The organism is Ruminococcus sp. CAG:379 (genome assembly GCF_000434255.1).
Lineage (GTDB): Bacteria > Bacillota > Clostridia > Oscillospirales > Ruminococcaceae > Ruminococcus_F > Ruminococcus_F champanellensis.
Genome location: NZ_FR894866.1, coordinates 1 through 19,942 on the forward strand (window position 1 = coordinate 1; position 19,942 = coordinate 19,942).

Genomic DNA, 19,942 nt, shown 5'->3' on the forward strand with positions numbered 1-19,942 from the left:
ACGATCTGGGGGCATTCCGCCAGCTCCTCGCTGAAGTTGGCAAGCTCCCGGTTGATGATTTTGTAATCCTCAATGGGATCCCGACCCTCCACGCCGGAAACATCCAGAACATGCAGAATCAGCCGACACCGTTCCACATGCCGCAGAAACTCGTGTCCCAGTCCCACGCCCTCACTGGCGCCCTCGATAAGTCCCGGAATATCCGCCATGACAAAGGAGCGCTCCTGGGCGATCTTGACCACTCCAAGCACCGGAGTCAGGGTGGTGAAATGGTAGTTGGCAATCTTGGGCTTGGCAGCGCTGACCACAGAGATCAGCGTGGATTTCCCCACGTTAGGGAAGCCCACCAGACCCACATCCGCCAGCAGCTTCAGCTCCAGGATCACCTCCAGCTCCTCACCCGGATAACCGGGCTTTGCAAAGCGGGGGATCTGCCGGGTAGCAGTGGCAAAATTCTGGTTGCCCTTGCCGCCCCGCCCCCCATGCGCCAGGATCTGGGGCTCGTCCGTGGACAGGTCTGCCAGCAGCCTGCCGGACTGGGCATCCCGGACAATGGTACCCCGGGGCACCTTGATGATCAGATCCTTTGCCGCCTTGCCGGTGCAGTTGCGGGAGCTGCCATCCTGCCCACGCTCTGCCACATACTTGCGCTTATAACGGAAATCAATCAGGGTGGAAAAATTATCGTCCACCACGAATACAACATCGCCGCCCTTGCCGCCGTCGCCGCCGTCCGGGCCGCCTGCTGCTACATACTTTTCCCGGTGAAAGGAAACAGCGCCATCGCCGCCGTCTCCCGCCTTGATTTTAATTTTCGCCTTATCAACAAACATATGCTTCCTCACATGTGACAGGGCATCCGCCCGGCACCTTATTACACAATAAAACCCCTAGCCAAAGCAAGGGGTTTCATCTCTGTTTTTCAAACGTCCGGATTACTGCTCAACAGCGTAAACGGAAACCTTCTTGCGATCCCGACCTACACGCTCGAATTTTACAGTACCATCGATCTTTGCGAACAGGGTGTCATCGGAACCGATGCCAACGCCCTCGCCCGGATGAATATGTGTGCCTCTCTGACGCACGAGAATGTTGCCTGCTACAACGAACTGACCGTCTGCACGCTTCACACCAAGACGCTTGGACTCAGAGTCACGACCGTTCTTAGTGGAACCCATTCCCTTCTTATGCGCAAAAAACTGCATACTAATTCTCAGCATTTCTTACACCTCCGTAAGCTTCATCTGAATTCTGTTCGGATAATCCTCTGACAGACACTGAAGCTGCAATTGCAACCCTGCAAGCAGCTTGCTGCCTGCCCCCGTGCTGTCATCCTGCTGCCGGATGCTGATCCGGATCTCGTTGTCCAACGCCTCCACCTTCGCAGGGATCCGGAAGATCTCCGTGATCGTGTTGGCTGTCAACTGTACTGCCGAGGAGACGGACGCACATACGATATCGTAGCCCGCATCCCCAAAATCGGCATGTCCGCTGATCTGGAGTCCGCACAGCACACCACCGCAGCTGCGGAATCTTGCGGCAATCATTATGCCTTGATTGCTTCGATCTTAACCTTGGTATAGGGCTGTCTGTGACCCATCTTGGTCTTCTCGCCCTTCTTCGGCTTGTAGGTGAAGACTGTGATCTTCTTAGCCTTGCCGTTCTTGAGCACCTTGGCTTCAACGGTTGCACCTGCAACATAAGGAGTTCCGACAGTCAGACCGCTTTCTGCGCCGATTGCAATTACCTTGTCAAAGCTTACTGCTGCGTCAGCCTCTACCGGCAGCTTCTCGATGAAAATCTCATCGCCTTCGCTGACCTGATACTGCTTTCCACCTGTTTCAATCACTGCGTACATGATTCTGGCACCTGCCTTTTTCTAAAAACTCGCTGCGAGAGGCGGATGCATACGCATCGCTTTTCCTGCCTATCACATGCGGCACATTTATTTTATCACATTTTGTTACCACTGTCAATGGTTTTTCTCAGGTTTTTTCCTGGGTCAGATATCGGATTATAGCCACCAGATCCGCAATGTTCACCGTACCATCCCGGTTGAAATCTGCAATTTCTGCGTCCAGGGTCTCCAGATCCGTGTGACCGATGATATAGCGCTTGAAGATCACCACATCCAGTGCGTTCAGCTTGCCGTCGCTGTTGAAGTCACCCTGCAGAATGGGCTTGGCAGTGGTCACAGTCACCGGATTGCCCTGCTCATCCGTCACAGCTGTAGTGCCGGGTGTGGTCTTGCCGTCCGTATACTCGCCCAGGGAAACCCCGTTGACCCCCAATGGGATCTCGTGATCCAGACCGATAAAGGCGCCGTCCTCCGTCTGCCACAGCACCGGCTTTACCAGTGCGTACTTATCCTCATCCCAGGTGGAGAAATTGTCATAAACCAGCCCACCGGTATCACCGGAGTTTTCGTTGAAGCACCAGAAAGTATGATGAATATGCTTCTCAATCATATAGTCCCGCAGATAGGTCATCCACTTGGTGTTCTTCCCGTCTGCGTCATGCTCCTCGTCAATAAAGCCACCCCACTCGCCGATCAGCAGCGGTGCAATGTTCTCCTCATAAATAAACGCCCAGTTGTCATACCAGCAATCCTCCATCAGAGTCTCCTGGGTGAAATCCTTGTCAAACCAGGTCTGAGTCCATACCAGAGGCCCGTAGTCATGGGGAGAGAATACCACCTGTTTCTGATATTGGGGATTCTTCAGAGTAATCGGGTACTCCCGCTGTCCCCGGAAGCATGCACCCCACCAGGTATGATGATAGTACTCGGTCATGGTAGTATAATCAATGCGAGGCGCCGTCCAGTCGTAACCCTCCATGGGGTACACCTCCACGCCCTCAATCATAATCAACAGATTGGGGTTCACGTCCAGTACCCGGTTCGCACAGATCTCTGCTGCATACTTCCAGTTGTTGGCGTCCGTGGTATTATCCCACTTTGCCATGATATCCGGTTCATCCGCCGTACCATGGGGTTCATTCTTTAGGTCGATGGCAAGAATGGTGTCATCATCCTTGTAATAGTCCGCAAACCACTCCAAGCCCGTACACCAATCCTCCGTGCTGAACTTGTCCGTATACCAGAGGTGAATCTGATGACCGGCAGAAGCCGTCTCGGCACTGTGTACGTCAATCATGATTTTGATGCCCGCTTCTTTACACCATTGCACCGCCTGATTCCAGATGTCAAAGCTGTACTTCACTGTACCGCCTTCCACCCCCTCCACGGACAGTTCCGGATTGGAGTAGGTGTTTACCTTCGGCGTTGCCGGATCCGGATCCCCGTTTTTCCACTGGAGCAGCAGCTCCGTTGACATGGGTACACGCAGGAAATTGAACCCATGGTCAGCAATCTGCTGCAGCATGCTATGCATGTTCTGGGACCATACCCCGTCGAACACCTGACTGCCCACATTGTAGCCAAACCAGTTACAGCCTGTCAGCCACACCTCGTTGCCGGATGCGTCATAGATCTTGTTCCCCTCCACATGCAGCCAGTCATCCTGGGTGGTTCCTTCCGCAGATGCCGTAGGAAAACCTGCTGCAAAACAGCCTGCCGCCACCATGCACAGGGTCATGCCCATTGCCGCTATACGTTTGAACTGTTTGATCAAAATGTTTCCGCCCCTCTCAATGTTATAGATACTTATATTTTATAGGACTTCACTAAAAAAGTCAAGCAAATGATTGCTTTTCTGATACAGCAGTGCTATACTGAAAAAAAGGAGGGGTTTCTATGAATCAGATTCAGCAGCTGCAGGCCATGATTGACCAGAGCAGCAGCATTGTATTTTTTGGCGGTGCCGGTGTATCCACCGAAAGCGGCATCCCGGATTTCCGCAGTGTGGACGGACTTTACAACCAGCAGTACGACTATCCCCCGGAGGAGATCCTAAGTCATCGCTTCTTCCTGAACCATACAAAAGAATTCTACACGTTCTATCGAAAAAAGATCCTGCTGTGTGACCATCCCTTTATGCCCCAGCCAAATGCCGCACACTATAAGCTCGCCCAGCTGGAACAGGCAGGCAGGCTCCGGGCAGTCATCACTCAGAACATCGACGGACTGCACCAGAAAGCCGGCAGCAAGCATGTACTGGAGCTGCACGGCTCGGTGGAGCGGAACTACTGCATGGACTGCGGCAGGGCATATTCTGCGGATTACATTCGCAGAAGCACAGACATCCCCCGTTGCAACTGTGGCGGCATCATCAAGCCGGATGTAGTACTGTACGAGGAATCCCTGGACAGTGATGTGATCTCTCAGAGCATTGCTGCATTGCAGCAGGCTGATCTGCTGATCGTGGGCGGCACCTCCCTGAACGTATATCCGGCAGCCGGCTTTTTGCAGTATTTCCGGGGCAATGCATCCGTACTCATCAACTGCGGTGAGACCCAGATGGACGGCAGCATGGATCTTCTGATCCGGGACAAGATCGGCAGTGTACTTAACCAAATCAGATGCTGATATTATTTAAGCAACCGTTTTATTCAATTCATCCTTCCATAACTTAACGGATTCTTTATTTAATGTGCACATTATTTTGAGTTTTTTATGAAAAGTACTTGAAGTTTTCAAACAAACGTGGCATAATATTAACATAAAATCATACAGGGAGGTTTTCTTATGAATTCATTCGTAAAGCGACTGGGCAGTGCCCTCACTGCCAGCGCAATGATGCTGACCGCCGGCATCTTCGTTCCGGTTCAGGCAGCTGACACAGGGGCTGATGCAGCACCTCTGTTCACTGCCGAGGCGGAGGACTGCACCCTGCTGACAGGCGCCAGCGTCACCACCAATGTGTACGGCACGGAGTATCCGGGCTACAGCGGAGATGGTTTCGTATGGGCAGGGAACGCCGGCGGCATGACCTTTGAGGTGGATGTACCGGAGAATGCCATGTACGAGCTCACCACAAGATGCTGGATGTACCTGGGTGATCCGGGCACCACCAGAATGCAGACCATGGCAATTGACGGAGATGTCAAAAGCTCCATCTACATTCCCAATAACGAAAAATGGCAGGATTCCAGCTTCGGCTTCTTTTACCTGGAAAAGGGCAAGCACACCATTGATGTGGGCGCTTCCGGCAGCTGGGGCTTTATTCTCTACGACACCGTCACCTTTGACTTTGCAGATATGCCGGAGCTGAACATTGCGCCGAACCCCTGCGACAAAAATGCCACTGCCGAGACTAAGGCGCTGATGAAGTACATGACCAGTCAGTACGGCAATCACATCATCTCCGGTCAGCAGGAGATCTACGGCGGCGGCAACAATGGGGACACCGAGCTGGAATTCCGGTACATCTACGAGACCACCGGCAAATATCCCGTAATCCGGGGCTTCGATTTCATGAACTACAACCCCCTCTACGGCTGGGAGGACGGCACCACTGGCCGTGTCATCAACTGGGTGGCAAACTGTGGCGGTATCGCAACCGCAAGCTGGCACATCAACGTGCCCCAGGACTTTGACTCCTACACTTTGGGGGATCAGCTGGACTGGAAACAGTGTACCTACAAGCCCACCTCCTCTTTCAACACTGCAAACTGCCTGGATCCTACCACAAAGGAATACAAATACCTGATGCTGGCAATCGAGGATCTGGCGGAGCAGCTGCTGATCCTCCAGGATGCAAATGTACCGATTATTCTCCGTCCCTTCCATGAAGCGGAAGGCAACAACAATATCGACGGCTCCGGTGCATGGTTCTGGTGGGGTTCCTCCGGCGCAGAGGTATACAAGGAACTGTGGAAGCTGCTGTACACCACTCTGACCGAAGAATACGGCATCCACAACTGCATCTGGGAAGTAAACCTGTACGACTATGCAAATTCCGCACAGTGGTATCCGGGGAACGACTATGTAGACATGGTTGCATACGACAAGTACGAGGGCTCTCCCTACACCTGGAACACCTCTGCTGCAACCTCTGTGTTCCTGACCCTGGTCAATGACACCAACGACACCAAGATGGTTGCACTGGCAGAAAACGATGTAATCCCGGACATCACCAACATGGTGAACGAGGGCGCATGGTGGTCTTACTTCTGCCCCTGGTACGGAGATTTCATCACCAACGGTACCACCAATACCAAGGAAATGCTGGACAAGATCTATAACAGCGACTATGTCGTAACACTGGACGAGGTGCCCAATGACCTGTACGGCTATGCACGGGGCAACGGAGGCAACTGGAACGTGGAAGGTGCCTATGAGTGTGAGGATGGCAGCATTCAAACCAACAAGGGCACCAAGACCGTTGCTTACGATTACTGCTCTGGTGGAAAATATGTGTACCTCCAGGGAGAGGGCGACTACATTGAGCAGACTGTAACCGTAGAAAAGGCAGGCAAGTACGCCATCCGCTATGGTTATCAGCAGAACTTTGAGAAAAACGGCAAGACCCAGAACCTCTACGTCAACGGTACCGCAGCGGGCGAGGCTTTCTTCCCCTATTCCATCCTGTTTGGAGAGAGCGATGCCATCGTGGTTGAGTTGAAGGCAGGCAAGAATACAATCAAGGTAGAAAGCGGCGAGGGCTGGACATATTTTGACTACCTGACCGTAAGCTATGTGGGCGATGACATTCTCACCGGCGATATCAATCTGGACGGCAAACTCAGCGTCAGCGACGTGGTACTTCTCCAGAAGTATCTGATCAAGAGCGGTAAGCTGACTGCCGATCAGGCAAAGCGTGCCGATCTGAACGGAGACGGCGTGCTGAATGCATATGACCTGGCTCTGCTCAAGCATACCATGCTGGGCAAATAATCTCTTACACACAAAAACAGAAAGCCGCTCCGGATGCTCCGGGGCGGCTTTTTCTTTCATTGTGCGGGATTCCCTTTACATTCTTCCATAACGGGCAGCACTGCCAAGCTCGGACTCAATCCGCAGCAGTCGGTTGTATTTTGCCACCCGATCCGTCCGGCAGGGTGCGCCGGTCTTGATCTGTCCGGCACCCACTGCCACTGCCAGATCTGCAATGGTGGTATCCTCCGTTTCCCCGGAGCGATGGGACAGAATCGTCCGGTACCCGGCGGATTTCGCCATGCCGATAGCGTCCAGCGCTTCGGACAGTGTGCCGATCTGGTTACACTTGACCAGCAGCGCATTGGCAGCATGCTGGGAAATGCCACGGGACAGATGCTCCGTATTGGTTACAAACAGGTCATCCCCCACCAGCTGCACGCAGGCACCCAGTCGACTGGTCAGCTTGCTCCAACCCGTCCAGTCCTGTTCCCCCAGGGGATCCTCAATGGAACAGATGGGATAGGTCTTGCAAAGGTGCTCCCAATAGTCGCTCATACCCTCTGTGTCATACTCCGTACCTCGCTTTGGCAGCCGGTACTTGCCGTTTTCGTACCATTCGCTGGCCGCTGCATCCAGAGCAATCTGCACATCCGATGCGCTGTAGCCTGCCTTTTCGATTGCCTCCAGCACACACGCAATGGCATCCTCATCCGAAGCCAGATTCGGTGCAAAGCCTCCCTCATCCCCAACGGTGGTGGCAAGACCTCTCCCCTTCAGCACACCCCCCAGAGCGTGGTAGATCTCCGTACCCATTTGCAGTCCCTCCCGGAAGGAGGATGCGCCCCGGGGCATTACCATGATCTCCTGGATATCCACATTGTTGGAAGCATGGGCACCGCCATTCAGAATATTCATCATAGGCACCGGCAGCACATTGGCATATATGCCTCCCACATACCGGTACAGAGGCATGTGGTAATGTCGTGCCGCCGCCCTGGCTGCTGCCCAGGACACTGCCAGCATGGCATTTGCCCCCAAGGCGGATTTATTGGCTGTACCGTCCAGTCTGCACATGCACCGGTCGATCCGGTACTGATCCAGAGTACCCTGGGCAATCAACGCCGGCGCCAGCACATGGTTTACATTGGATACTGCCTTGCGAACGCCTTTCCCATTGTAGCGGCCTTCCTCATCCCGCAGCTCCACTGCCTCAAACATGCCGGTGGATGCACCGCTGGGCACACTGGCGGCACCCAGGGAACCGTCCGACAGCAGCACCTCTGCCCGGACTGTGGGATTCCCCCGGGAGTCCAGCACCTCATATCCTCTGATCCGTTCGATTTTCACACTCATGTCTGTGCCACCCCCGTCGTATACGGCGCATACGCCTGCCGCACAAAATAGCCCTGGGGATGGGAGCACACAGGACAGATATGGGGCGCTTCCGTGCTGTCCACAATGTGTCCGCAGTTCAGACACATCCACTTGGTGGAGGTTTCATTGACGAACAGCTTCCCGCTTTCCATCCACTGGGCAAACAGTCCAAACCGTTCTCCGTGGGTCTTTTCAATTTTTGCGATCTGCTGGAATGCGGCGGCAGCCTGGGTAAAGCCCTCCTGGGCAGCGATCTGCCCGAACTGGGGGTACACCGGGTCAAACTCCTGAAATTCGTTGTGCTGTGCATGCTGCAACAAGGGCAGCACCTCTGTCAGCACCTCCACCGGATAGGTACCGTCCACCGTTACGTTCTGCCCGTTCAGCTCCTTGAGCAGGTCATAAAACACCTTTGCGTGGGCAAGCTCCTGACTGGCAGTCAACTGAAACACCGCCTTGATCACATAAAGCTGTGCCTGGCTTGCTGCCTCTGCTGCAAAGGTATACCGATTCCGCGCCTGGCTTTCGCCGGCAAATGCCCGCATCAGATTCAGCCGGGTCTGACTTTCTGCAAATGCTATCTGCATGGTTCTTTTGCCTCCTTTTTATGGCAGCACTAAGCAAAGCATAAAATGCCGCCGGATGCAAATAGTATCTGCGCAAAGCCGGTGAATATACAAAAAGAGCAGCGCATCTGCACTGCTCTTTGCCTTACGTTCTGCTTTCGATGATCTGTACCATTTCCCCCACGTTTTTCATGCCGGAAACCTCTCGCATCTGGAACCGCATGCCAAATGCATCCTCCACGGCGGCGATCAGATTGATATGCTCAATGCTGTCCCAATCGTCAATGTCGTTTGCAGTAGTCTCCGGGGTCAGTTCGATGCTGTCATCATCAAAGACCTCCCGGAATACCTTTGTCAGCTTTTTGTAAGTATCACGCATGTTCCTGTTCTCCTTCCTGATTGACCCGGATCACATGATTCCGGTTTGTATAGTTCGTCAGATCCAGCAGCCAGTCGGTCCTGCCCTCCGGGGTCTCGGATTGCTTCGCAAAGCCGAAGCCTTCATACAGCCCGGCAACCATCCTGTTCTTTGCCGTGGGCAGGTAGATCCCGTGCAGGGTGGTGATCCCCTGCGCCCGACACTGGGATACCAGCGTATCCAGCATCGCAAGCTCCATATCCCGCTTCAGAACACGGCAGCTCATTAGCCACAGAATGATATTCAATTGGGTGCCCTGCTTCTGCCCGATCACAATGGAAACAATGCCGTTGTCCCCGAACTTATCCCGCAGCCGTCCGCACAGACGGACGTAATCCGGACTGTCCGCCACCGCCTGCATCTCACTTTCCGTGTATCGGCGGGTAGTCAGATTGAACTGGTTGCTTTTATTGGTCAACTGGGTGATACGGGGCAGGTATACCGGGGAAAAATCCCGGATCTCCGCCTGCATCTCCAGGCTTTCCAGATACTCCGTGTAGTCGGCATACTGCTTCTGCTGCTGACTGCGCTGCAGGTTTTCCCGATACATTTCGTTCCGCTTTGCATCGTCCTTAGAGTAAGCGGTCATTTCAAAATAGCCGCAGTGATCCAGCACCCGGATATAATCCGTCACCTCTCCGATCTCCGGAACGGCAATGCCAGGGATCTGTCCCCGGACAATGGCACGCTCCGCAGGGTTATCATCCACAAACACAAAGCTGTCCGGCAGCAGATTCAACTGATCGGCAATGTGCAGAATGTTCTGATCCTTCGGCTCCCAGTTAGCCTCCACTGCGATGAAATCCTCCCGGTGCAGCACGTTTTCCGGATGCTGCAAGCCAAGCTCCGCATTTTCCGGCTCGTTCTTGGAGCATACATTCAACAGCACTCCAAGCTGTTGGTGCGCCTTCAGATACTGCTGAAATTCCGTATAGCCCTGAGCTTGGGCAGTTTCCTGACCGATTTCGATGCCTGCCTGCCCATCGTCCCCGATGACACCGCCCCATAGGGTATTGTCCAGATCCAGCACCAGGGCTTTTTTATTTTTGCCATAAATGGAGCGGATCACCCGGGTCAAACTATAGGCATAATCTGGAATTGCTTGCAGCGCCATGGGGTATTTGTACAGATACCAGTAGCTGGGATCCGCCCATCGATCCAGCCCGTAGCATGCAGCAAGACTCATCAGATCATGCACATAAAACTGTGGATGCTTCCGGGCATACCCATAAATCAGCCGGTTCAGCTCCGTTACAAAATTGGTCAGCCCGTGGGGGTCGGAGGCATCCGCACTGCCCAGCAGCCGATAGGAGGGAAACTCAAAATTATTCTGGATCACGGGACAGTGGTAGGTTTCCGCCAGCTTGTCCCACATGGCCTCCAGCTTCTGATACTGCCGCTGCACCGCCTCCCAGCATGCTTCCTCCGACAGGGTCAGATCCTGCTGAAATTCTGTAATATTCCGGCAGGTGGTATGCACCACAATCAGATCCGGCTGGAATGCCGCCAGCGTTTCGTTGGGAAACATAGCATCCTGCCAGTACTGGGCATACTCGGATTCATAAAAGGTCGGGGCAATACCCTCGTTCAGCAGAAACAGCTCCAGCATGGACACAATGTCTGCCATGGTGGATCCCCCCAGCACAGCGATCCGCTTGGGAATCCGCTGACTGTTGTCTGCCAGCAACTGCCGCCGATATTGCTTCCGGTGCCGCAGAAGCTCCGGACTGTCAAATGGATACGCAAGAGCCTGTAGCATAAGCCCCTCCTTATTGTGTGCGAATCTGTTCTATTTTCTTGGCATTGGGCCCGGTTGCGCTGAAGGTGTTCATGGCAAACAGCACATCCGTCACGTTGTGCTCCTTCATAAAGGAAATGGCATTTGGCTTGAAGTACCGCATGTCGATCACATAAATGTCCTCAAAGCTGTCCATAAAGTAGGGGGTCAGCGCATTGCCGTAGCTGTCTTTCACGATGCAGAGCGTTCTGCCATTCCGGGCGGAGGTCTGGATATGGGTAATCCTGTCGTCACTGCCCATGTATACCAGATACCAGCTGACAGGCTTCACCTTTTCCAGATTGATCAGCAGTCTGCCGGTGCGCTCGTTGCTCATGTCCGAGTTGTAGTAGGTGGTGGTATAATCCTCTTGCGGCGCATAATATACGAAATCCTCGGGATTGTCCTTCAGAACGATATCTCCGGAATAACCGTACAGCGTGCCTACATAACCGGGCTTTGTGATCTTCTCAAACTGAGAGATATCCCGGAAGGGAACCTGTGCCACGGATGCAAACTCCTGTGCCGCATAGTACGCAGCAATGGCACCCCAGTGATGATCCGTCCGGGGATAGATCAGCTCATCCGTATGCTGTCCCAGAATGTCGTATACATTCACCGGCTCGACTCCGTCCAGGTGCTGGTTAATATTATCGATATTCCCCTGCTCACTGCCGATCAGGTTCTTATACTTGTCCGGCATATAGTAGGAACAGGGGGTGGGGATCACCATGGAGTATACGTTTACGTTCTCCCCCAGATCCGACTTGTATGCGTTCACATAGCTGGCGTAATTTCTGCCTGCCGCATAGCTGCCGCCATACAGCATGATGCCACGCTTTTTGTAGATCAGAATGTTGTTGCTGATCTCCCCGTCTTCCTTGCTGTCATCGTTCTCCTCCACCGCAACGGTGGTGGCAGCGGTGATCTGCTGACTTTCCGCCGGCTGATCCTGCGCAGTGGTAACTGGCTCGGTGCCCACCTGGGTCTGGATGGGCTGGGTAGTCACCAGCGGCTCCGTTGTTTCCGGCTCGCTGTCCTTGTTTACATGCAGGGTGCCGTAAAACTTCACGTCATCCTCCATCTGCACCCCCATATGCCGCCGCATGGAGGCAGTCAGATTCTTGAACCATTCCCGCTTAGGTACGGTGTCGTTGTAATAGTTTGCAATATCCGCCGTGTACTTTCCGGAAATATAATCGCTCCAGGAAAAGGAAGGGAACTTGGCAAGGTTCCTGTTTTCGATCTCGGATTCCGTAGGGCGGGTGCCGAACAAAAACCACAAAGCCGTTCCGGTGACCAATGTGCCGATCACCAGTACATTCAGCAAATCGGTTTTCTGTCGGGCAGGATGATGACTGTGCCGGACTGGCTGCTTGTGTTCCGGTTTTTTCTCGGATGCAAGTTCAATATCCAGTTGATCCTTCGGTTCCATATGCGCACCCCCTTAAAAGCGAAAATACAGGAACGGATTGTTGGTGGCATCCACCAGCAAAATACTGCTTGTCACCAACAGCACCCCGTTGCACGCAGCCTGCAGCACGCCAAATGCCAGCTGCCGTCCCTCGGACTTCTTTGCAAGCTTTTCCAAGGTTTCCACAACCGGGAAGCAGCAGATTACCGCTCCGATCAGCAGATACAGATTGTTCGCAACAGACAGCTTGGTGAATTCATCGATAAAACCATTGCTGCCAACACCGATCAGGTTCTTGAAGAACTGACCCAACTGGGGCAGCTTTTCAAAGTAGAAAATACCGAAGCCGATGACGATAACGATTTTGGAGTAGATATGCCGCACTGCCACCGGGATCTGCTTGATACGCTTTTTACCCAGCAGCCGCTCAAAGCAGATAAAGATGCCGAAATACAGACCCCAGATGATATAGTTCCAGCTTGCGCCATGCCACAGACCCGTGCAGAACCAAACCAGGAACAGTCCGCCGTATGCCCGGCGCTTGCCGAAGATGGGGATGTACAGCAGATAATCCCGGAAGAAGGTGCCCAGAGAAATGTGCCAGCGCTGCCAGAACTCTGTAATGTCCTTGCACAGAAAGGGATGCCGGAAGTTTTCGTCAAAGTGGAATCCGAACAGCCGTCCCAATCCGATTGCCATATCTGAATAGCCGGAAAAGTCAAAGTAGATCTGCATAGCGTAAACCGCAACCGCATACCAGGTGCCCACCACGGAAACATGATCCAGATCACCGGTGAAGAATGCGTCTACGATGGTGCTCAGATGGTTGGAAAGAATGACTTTTTTGCCCAGACCGATCATGATCCGGGTCAGACCCTCGCTGATGTCATGGGCAGTGGCATACCGTTTGGACAACTCCGGCTCGATGGTGCTGTACCGGACGATGGGCCCCGCCACCAACTGGGGAAACATGGATACATACAGCAGGAATTTGGAATAGCTCCGCTGAGCCCGGATCTTTTCCCAATAGCAGTCCACCACATAGGAAATAGTCTGGAAGGTATAAAAACTAATGCCGATGGGAAGCCGGATGTTGGGAACGGGCAGATGAATGGAAAACAGAGCATTGATGTTTTCAGCGGTAAAAGCGCTGTACTTGAACAGAAACAACAGCCCCAGATTCAGCACCAAAGAAGAAACCAGTGCAGTTTTTGCACCGGCTTTTCCCCGATATTTTTCGATCAGCAGTCCGAACAGATAGTTTGCCGTGGCACTGAATACCAGCAGCAGCACCCACAGTGGCTCTCCCCAGGCATAAAAGATCAGTGAAAAAAGAAGCAGTACATTATTTTTGTATTCGATTTTCGGTGCCAGCCAATAGACCAGTAGGCATAATGGTAAAAACAAATACAAAAAGAAAAGACTGGAAAATACCATAAAAACAGCCTCATTTCTTTTGTTGAAATCATTCTCTACACAAGCCGGGATCCTTCTTTCGCTCTGCCGGATCAAAAACCATCCAGCCCCGAAAAACAGGGCTTTGCAGGTTCTTTCCTTTCAGGCGGAGCAGCTTGTCATGTTTCTTTTTCGACAAGATCCCCAACATAATTTCATTATACTACAAAGAAATGCCGCTTGCAATAGCAAACGGCAACTTTTTAGAATATTCACATTTTGTTCATACCCATCTCTGCCAAAAACCGGCTGGCAAGGTACAGAGAACCACAGATCACAGCAGTCCCCCCATGGGCTTTTGCAAGCTGCACCGCTTTGGCATAAGCCGCTTTCAAGGGCAGGGGCATTGCGGAAATGCGGGTAAAAGCCTCCGCCAGGGTTTCCGCCGGCACACTGTTGGGAGCAAAACCATCCACACAAAATGCCTGCTCCAGCACCTGCTCCAGATTTGCCACAGCATGCTGATAATCCTTGGTGTCGATCAGCCCCACCACCCCGTATATGGGCTTGGGAGCGCAGGCGTTCAGCGTATCCCGCAGCGCCTCTGTGCCGTCCGGATTATGCCCCCCGTCCAGCAGGGTCAAAGGCTCCCGGCACAGCACCTGGATCCGGGCAGGCACCTTCCCATGCAAAAGCCCCTGTTGGATGGCTTCCTCTGAAATGTGATATCCCAGCTGCTCCAGCACATGCAGCACACAGACCGCAGTCATGGCGTTGTGGATCTGATGCAGTCCAGGCATGGAAATTTCATAGGGTCTGTCTCCATACACGAAGGATGCCCCGGCAATATCCTGCCGCCGGATCTCCAAAGGAATCTGCTCCGCCTCCTGCAAAGGGGCATCCACCACCGCCGCCCGGTTTCGCACCACGCTGCATACCTCCGGCAGATTGGCAGGTGCCAGCACCACCGGACGATGGGGCTTAATGATCCCTGCCTTCTGCCGGGCAATCTGCTCCACCGTATCCCCCAACAGGGCGGTGTGATCCAGAGAAATGGAGGTGATGACGCTTACCAGGGGATCCACCACGTTGGTAGCGTCCAGCAGTCCCCCGATGCCCACCTCCAGGAACACCAACTCACACCGGCGCTCCAGAAAATACAGCAGCGCAATGGCAAGGGTGATCTCAAACTGGGAAAAAGGCAGCTCCGGCGCATGCTTCCGCACCTGCTCCCCCAGTCGGCAAAGCGCATCCCGGGGGATATTCTCCCCATCGACCCGAATCCGATCCTCGTAGCACAGAATATAGGGAGAGGTGAACATGCCTGTTTGGATGCCGGCGGTCATGGCGGCTTCCGCACAGTAGGTCAAGGTGGAGCCTTTGCCGTTTGTACCGGCAATGTGGACGAATTTTAGCTGCCGATGGGGATTCCCCAGCGCCTCCAGCAGCGTTTCCATCCGGCTCAGATCCGTCACCGGTGCCCCTGTGTGCCCAAAGTGATTGATGTATTCCATTGTCTGTGCATATGTCATGTTCTCACCTCAGAAAAAGGGAGGACTTCCGTCCTCCCCATCCTTATTTTTTCAGCCCAGCGATAGACTGCATGATCTTTTCCATTTTGTCCTTCGCCTTTGCAAGCTTTGCCTGCTCCGCCTCGATCAGCTTTGCAGGCGCCTTTGCCAGAAAGCCCTGGTTGCTGAGCTTGCCCCCAAGGAAGTCCAGATCCTTCTGTACGGCTGCACGCTCCTTTTCCAGCCGTGCCAGTTCCTTTTCCTTGTCCACCAGTTCATCCATGGGGATGAAGATCCGGCAGGCATCGGTTACTGCGGTCGCTGCATCCTCCATGGAAAAGCCGGATGCCACTTCCACGCCGGATGCAAACGCCAGCTTTTCAAAGAACATGCCGCAGGAACGGAACAGCTCCTGATCCTGGGTCTCGATGCATACCTTCGCCTTTACAGAAGGCGGAACGTTCATGGAGGTACGCAGATTCCGGATTGCAGAGATGGCTGCAATCACCTTTTCAAAGGCATCCGCATCCGCCCGGTAATCCAGAGCCGGGTCAAATTCCGGATAACGCTCCAGCATAATGGGAGTCTTGCCGCCGGTAAGCGCCTGCCAGATTTCCTCGGTAATAAAGGGCATAAAGGGATGCAGCAGCTTCAGCATGCCCTGCATTACCCAAACCAGAACCGCCTGGGCGCTTTCCTTGGTTGCGCCGCCAGCCATGATCCGGGGCTTTGTCAGCTCAATGTACCAGTCGCAGTATACATCCCAGATGAAATCATACAGCTTGGAAACTGCAATGCCCAGCTCAAATTTGTCCAGATTCTCGGTAACCGCCTTGCACAGGTCATTGAACCGGGTCAGAATCCACTTATCCTCAATGGTCAGGCTTTCCGGCAGACCGGTAAGCTCGTAATCCTCCGGCAGGTTCATCATAATAAACCGGGAAGCATTCCACAGCTTATTGGCAAAGTTCCGGGATGCCTTCACCTTTTCGTCCATGTAGCGCATATCGTTGCCCGGCGCATTGCCCGTTGCCAGCATAAACCGAAGGGCATCCGCACCGTACTGGTCAATGACCTCCAGGGGGTCAATGCCGTTGCCCAGGGACTTGGACATCTTTCTGCCCTGGGAATCCCGCACCAGACCATGAATCAGCACCGTGTCAAAAGGGATTTCCTTCATGTGCGCCATACCGGCAACGATCATACGGGATACCCAGAAGGTGATGATGTCATAACCGGTAACCAAAGTAGAAGTGGGATAGAAGTAATCCAGTTCCTCGGTATGATCCGGCCAGCCCAACGTGGAGAAGGGCCACAAAGCAGAGGAGAACCAGGTATCCAGAGTATCCGGATCCTGCCGCATAGGCTTGCCGCACTTGGGGCAAACCGCCGTATCCTCCTTGGTGACTACCAGCTCGCCGCAATCATCACAGTAAAAGGCAGGAATCTGATGTCCCCACCAAAGCTGACGGGAAATGCACCAGTCCCGGATATCCTCCATCCAGTTAAAGTAGTTCTTGTCAAAACGCTCCGGCACAAACTTGATCTTTCCGCTGCGCACCACGTCAATAGCAGGCTTTGCAAGCTCCTCCATCTTCACAAACCACTGGAGGGATACTCTCGGCTCTACGGTGGTGCCGCACCGGTAGCAGGTGCCTACGTTGTGAGCATGAGGCTCCACCTGAATCAGATAGCCTCCTGCCTCCAGGTCTGCCACAATGGCCTTCCGGGCTTCATATCGATCCATACCCGCATACTTGGGGTAATCCGCAATAATCTTGGCATCATCGGTCATCACATTGATTACCGGCAGATCATGCCGTCTGCCCACCTCAAAGTCGTTGGGGTCATGGGCAGGTGTGATCTTTACAACGCCGGTACCAAATTCCATATCCACATAGCTGTCTGCAACCACCGGGATTTCTCTGCCAACCAAAGGCAGAACCACTGTCTTGCCCACATACTGCTTGTAGCGTTCATCCTTCGGGTTCACTGCCACTGCCGTATCACCCAGCAGGGTCTCCGGACGGGTGGTGGCAAGCTCCAGATAACCGCTGCCGTCAGAAAGCGGATACCGCAGGTGCCAGAAGAAGCCGTCCTGCTCCTCAAATTCCACCTCTGCATTGGAAATGGAAGTGTGGCAGTGAGGGCACCAGTTGATGATCCGTTCTCCCCGGTAGATCAGACCTTCTTCATAATACCGGACGAACACCTCCCGGACAGCCCGGTTGCAGCCCTCGTCCATGGTAAAACGCTCCCGCTCCCAGTCGCAGGAGGAGCCCAGCTTCTTGAGCTGCTCTACGATTCTGCCGCCGTACTGCTCCTTCCATGCCCAGGCACGCTTTAAAAAGCCATCTCTGCCGATATCGTCCTTGGTGATGCCCTCTTTCCGCATCGCCTCTACGATCTTTGCCTCTGTTGCAATAGAAGCATGATCCGTACCGGGCAGCCACAGCGTGCAGTAGCCCTGCATCCGGCGGTACCGGATCAGAATATCCTGCAGGGTTTCGTCCAGCGCATGTCCCATATGCAGCTGACCGGTGATGTTCGGAGGGGGGATGACAATGGTATAGGGGTTCTTTGTCCGGTCAACCTCTGCGTGGAAGCAGTGGTTGTCCATCCAGTAAGCATAAATCTTATCCTCAAAGTCCTTGGGACTGTAGGATTTTGCAAGCTCCTTGCGCATGTTGTATCTCTCCAGTCATATAGGCAGCCGGAAATTGCCGCCTGAAATCAATATAAATCCAGTATAGCATAATTCCGGACAAAAAGCAAGGGCAATGCTCCACATTCCGCAGCATTGCCCGACGACAACACCACAAAAAGCACATTTGCCCCACAATCTTTGTGCTGTATTACGGCTTCAAGACGAACCGCCAGGGCTTTGCCGCCCACTCCGGGCCCGCATAATCGATGCCGACCCGGGGCTTTGTAATCAGCTCCGGCACAAAGCCGTCATCCTCCACCCAAATTCCGGTTTCGGGCTGCAATGGCTTACCGTTGCATGCTCCATCCAGCTGCAAATACTTGGTGAGCTTTCCGGGACCCGTATAGTCCGCCGCTGCCCGGAACAACACCCCCTGGGGCTGATCCGGCTCCCCGGTAATCACGTTCATCAGCCAGTGCATGCCGTAGCACAGGTAAATATAAATGATGCCACTCTCTCCATACAAAAGCTCTGTCCGCTTTGTGCGTCCCTTGGACGCATGACAGGCACGATCCTCCTCACCCCGATAGGCTTCCGTTTCTGTGATCCGCACCCGGCGCAGGGAGCCATCCGGCAATTGACGCACCAGCAGCTTCCCTACCAGTGCCGGTGCCACCTCCAGGCAATCCCGGTGAAAAAATGCATCATCCAGCGGTTTCATGAACGCCCTCCCTGCATCGCTCCAGAATTTCTTCGTCCGGCTTTACATATAGGGTCTGATAATTTGTAAAGATCACCATGCCAGGCTTTGCCCCGTTGGGCTTTTTCACATACCGCACCGGGCAGTAATCCACCGGCACCTGAGCCGAATCCCTTCCCTTGCTGTGATGGGCTGCCAGCAATGCTGCCTCGTAAATCGTAGACTCCGGGATTTCCCTGCCCTGACTGACCACGATCACATGGGAGCCGGGAATACCCTGGGTGTGCAGCCAGAGATCCTGCTTTGCCGCCTGCTTCAGCGTCAACTGATCGTTCTGCCGGTTGTTCCGTCCCACCAGAATCTGAAACCCGTCCGAAGAACGGAACACCAACGGCGGCTGGGATCGGGTGGGCTTGGTACCACGGCGTGCGGCACGCAGATACCCTTCCCCTGCCAGCTCCTCCCGGAGCACTGCAATATCCGTTTCACTGGTGCAGCGGGTCAATGCGTCAAACACGCTGTCAATGTACCGGAGTTCCTCTTCCCCGTTCCGAATCTGTTCCACCAGCACTTTTTCCGCCGTGCTTGCCTTCCGATACTTGGCATAATACCGCTGTGCATTCTGGGAAGGAGTCAACCGCACATCCAGGGGGATCTCCACCGTGGGGCATGCGGGATCGTAAAAATTCTGCACCCGGGCAACCGCATCCCCCTTTTGCAGCTGATAGAGATTTGCCGACAACAAGTCCCCCTTCCGCTTCATGTCCTCCTTTGCAGCGCACGCCGCCAGCTCCTCCCGCTGATTGGCAAGCCGCTTGGAAATCCGCTCCATGGTATGCATCAGCAGGGTAAACAGATCATTTGCCCGCTGCTTGAGCCGGGCATCCTGATCCCGCCGGGCATAAAATTCATCCAGAGTCTCACAAGCACTGGATGCTTCACTTTCCAGCATCAGCGTACCGTACTGGGCGATCCGCTGAAAGCAAAACTCCTTCAGCATGCCCTCCCGGGTACGCAGCGTGGCATAATGAGCAGGCTGTTCCCCCAGAAGGATGCTCCGGGTCTGCTGCATGGCAAATACCAACCGATCCGCCTGCTCCGGCTCAATCTGATCACCGACTGGCTCACTGCCCCGAAAGGCGTAATACGCCCACTCCCGTGCCAGCAAAGGGGAAATGCCCTCCATGCCTGCCACCAGTTGCTTTGCCAGCTTTCCCGGCTGCATGGGTGTAACCAGCCGAGTCAGTGCATCCCGGTCCGCATCCAGCAGGCAAAGCCGTTCCTCTCTGGGGGGCATGGCGTAGGTCATACCCGGCAGTACCATACGCTCCCGGGATACGGAAGCGTCCACCCGACGCAGGC

At 53.9% G+C, this 19,942-nt stretch carries 17 protein-coding genes and 1 pseudogene; 3 read left to right on the forward strand and 15 right to left on the reverse strand.

Translation table 11 applies throughout. The annotated features are described in order from the left end of the window. The 5 genes from obgE to QVO51_RS03920 form a co-directional block, all read right to left on the reverse strand. The coding region (obgE, locus tag QVO51_RS03900) for a GTPase ObgE (RefSeq protein ID WP_288167834.1) at nt 1-833 on the reverse strand (833 nt) is incomplete at its 3' end. A gap of 102 nt (nt 834-935) precedes the next feature. Beyond that, complete coding sequence (rpmA, locus tag QVO51_RS03905; RefSeq protein WP_015558531.1) at nt 936-1,220, reverse strand: 50S ribosomal protein L27; 285 nt, start codon at nt 1,218-1,220, stop codon at nt 936-938. 3 nt (nt 1,221-1,223) lie between these two features. After that, on the reverse strand, nt 1,224-1,547 hold the full coding sequence (locus QVO51_RS03910) for a ribosomal-processing cysteine protease Prp (RefSeq protein WP_022357322.1): 324 nt from the start codon (nt 1,545-1,547) through the stop codon (nt 1,224-1,226). After that, a complete protein-coding gene (rplU, locus tag QVO51_RS03915) occupies nt 1,547-1,858 on the reverse strand; it encodes a 50S ribosomal protein L21 (protein WP_022357323.1) in 312 nt (103 codons plus the stop codon). Before rplU ends, QVO51_RS03910 begins: the two co-directional genes overlap by 1 nt. Before the next feature lie 127 nt (nt 1,859-1,985). Next, a complete protein-coding gene (locus tag QVO51_RS03920) occupies nt 1,986-3,629 on the reverse strand; it encodes a cellulase family glycosylhydrolase (RefSeq protein ID WP_423816611.1) in 1,644 nt (547 codons plus the stop codon). A 125-nt stretch (nt 3,630-3,754) separates the two neighbouring features. Here QVO51_RS03920 and QVO51_RS03925 point away from each other — a divergent pair, with 125 nt between their 5' ends. The 3 genes and pseudogenes from QVO51_RS03925 to QVO51_RS10860 all read left to right on the forward strand — a co-directional run bounded on the left by QVO51_RS03925 (nt 3,755) and on the right by QVO51_RS10860 (nt 6,796). After that, nucleotides 3,755-4,486 (forward strand): NAD-dependent protein deacylase, encoded by a 732-nt coding sequence (locus QVO51_RS03925; RefSeq protein ID WP_022357325.1) that lies wholly within the window; start codon nt 3,755-3,757, stop codon nt 4,484-4,486. Between the two features lie 207 nt (nt 4,487-4,693). Beyond that, nucleotides 4,694-6,583: pseudogene (locus tag QVO51_RS03930) on the forward strand (glycosyl hydrolase); the annotation flags it as partial. A gap of 15 nt (nt 6,584-6,598) precedes the next feature. Continuing rightward, nucleotides 6,599-6,796: a dockerin type I repeat-containing protein gene (locus QVO51_RS10860; protein ID WP_338126707.1), complete on the forward strand. Its 198-nt coding sequence runs from the start codon at nt 6,599-6,601 to the stop codon at nt 6,794-6,796. 75 nt (nt 6,797-6,871) lie between these two features. Here the strand turns inward: QVO51_RS10860 and eno are convergent, their stop codons facing one another. The 10 genes from eno to QVO51_RS03980 all read right to left on the reverse strand — a co-directional run bounded on the left by eno (nt 6,872) and on the right by QVO51_RS03980 (nt 19,904). After that, nucleotides 6,872-8,131, reverse strand: a complete 1,260-nt coding sequence (gene eno, locus QVO51_RS03935; protein WP_022357327.1) for a phosphopyruvate hydratase — start codon at nt 8,129-8,131, stop codon at nt 6,872-6,874. Next, complete coding sequence (gene rbr / locus QVO51_RS03940; protein WP_022357328.1) at nt 8,128-8,739, reverse strand: rubrerythrin; 612 nt, start codon at nt 8,737-8,739, stop codon at nt 8,128-8,130. Before rbr ends, eno begins: the two co-directional genes overlap by 4 nt. Nucleotides 8,740-8,863: 124 nt before the next feature. After that, nucleotides 8,864-9,097 (reverse strand): acyl carrier protein, encoded by a 234-nt coding sequence (locus QVO51_RS03945; RefSeq protein WP_022357329.1) that lies wholly within the window; start codon nt 9,095-9,097, stop codon nt 8,864-8,866. Beyond that, the gene (locus tag QVO51_RS03950; RefSeq protein ID WP_022357330.1) at nt 9,090-10,895 is read right to left on the reverse strand and encodes an HAD-IIIC family phosphatase; all 1,806 of its coding nucleotides are present in this window, start codon (nt 10,893-10,895) and stop codon (nt 9,090-9,092) included. The genes QVO51_RS03945 and QVO51_RS03950 overlap by 8 nt, the downstream gene beginning before the upstream one ends. A gap of 10 nt (nt 10,896-10,905) precedes the next feature. Next, a complete protein-coding gene (locus tag QVO51_RS03955) occupies nt 10,906-12,348 on the reverse strand; it encodes a DHHW family protein (protein WP_022357331.1) in 1,443 nt (480 codons plus the stop codon). A 12-nt stretch (nt 12,349-12,360) separates the two neighbouring features. Continuing rightward, complete coding sequence (locus QVO51_RS03960) at nt 12,361-13,620, reverse strand: MBOAT family O-acyltransferase (protein WP_288167835.1); 1,260 nt, start codon at nt 13,618-13,620, stop codon at nt 12,361-12,363. A 374-nt stretch (nt 13,621-13,994) separates the two neighbouring features. Next, entirely contained in the window at nt 13,995-15,254 is a 1,260-nt protein-coding gene (locus tag QVO51_RS03965) for a bifunctional folylpolyglutamate synthase/dihydrofolate synthase (protein WP_022357333.1), read from the reverse strand. Between the two features lie 43 nt (nt 15,255-15,297). Next, on the reverse strand, nt 15,298-17,919 hold the full coding sequence (locus QVO51_RS03970) for a valine--tRNA ligase (RefSeq protein ID WP_022357334.1): 2,622 nt from the start codon (nt 17,917-17,919) through the stop codon (nt 15,298-15,300). Between the two features lie 169 nt (nt 17,920-18,088). Beyond that, entirely contained in the window at nt 18,089-18,601 is a 513-nt protein-coding gene (locus QVO51_RS03975; protein WP_015558517.1) for a DNA-3-methyladenine glycosylase, read from the reverse strand. Beyond that, nucleotides 18,585-19,904: an Rqc2 family fibronectin-binding protein gene (locus tag QVO51_RS03980; protein ID WP_288167836.1), complete on the reverse strand. Its 1,320-nt coding sequence runs from the start codon at nt 19,902-19,904 to the stop codon at nt 18,585-18,587. Before QVO51_RS03980 ends, QVO51_RS03975 begins: the two co-directional genes overlap by 17 nt. Nucleotides 19,905-19,942 lie beyond the last annotated feature (38 nt).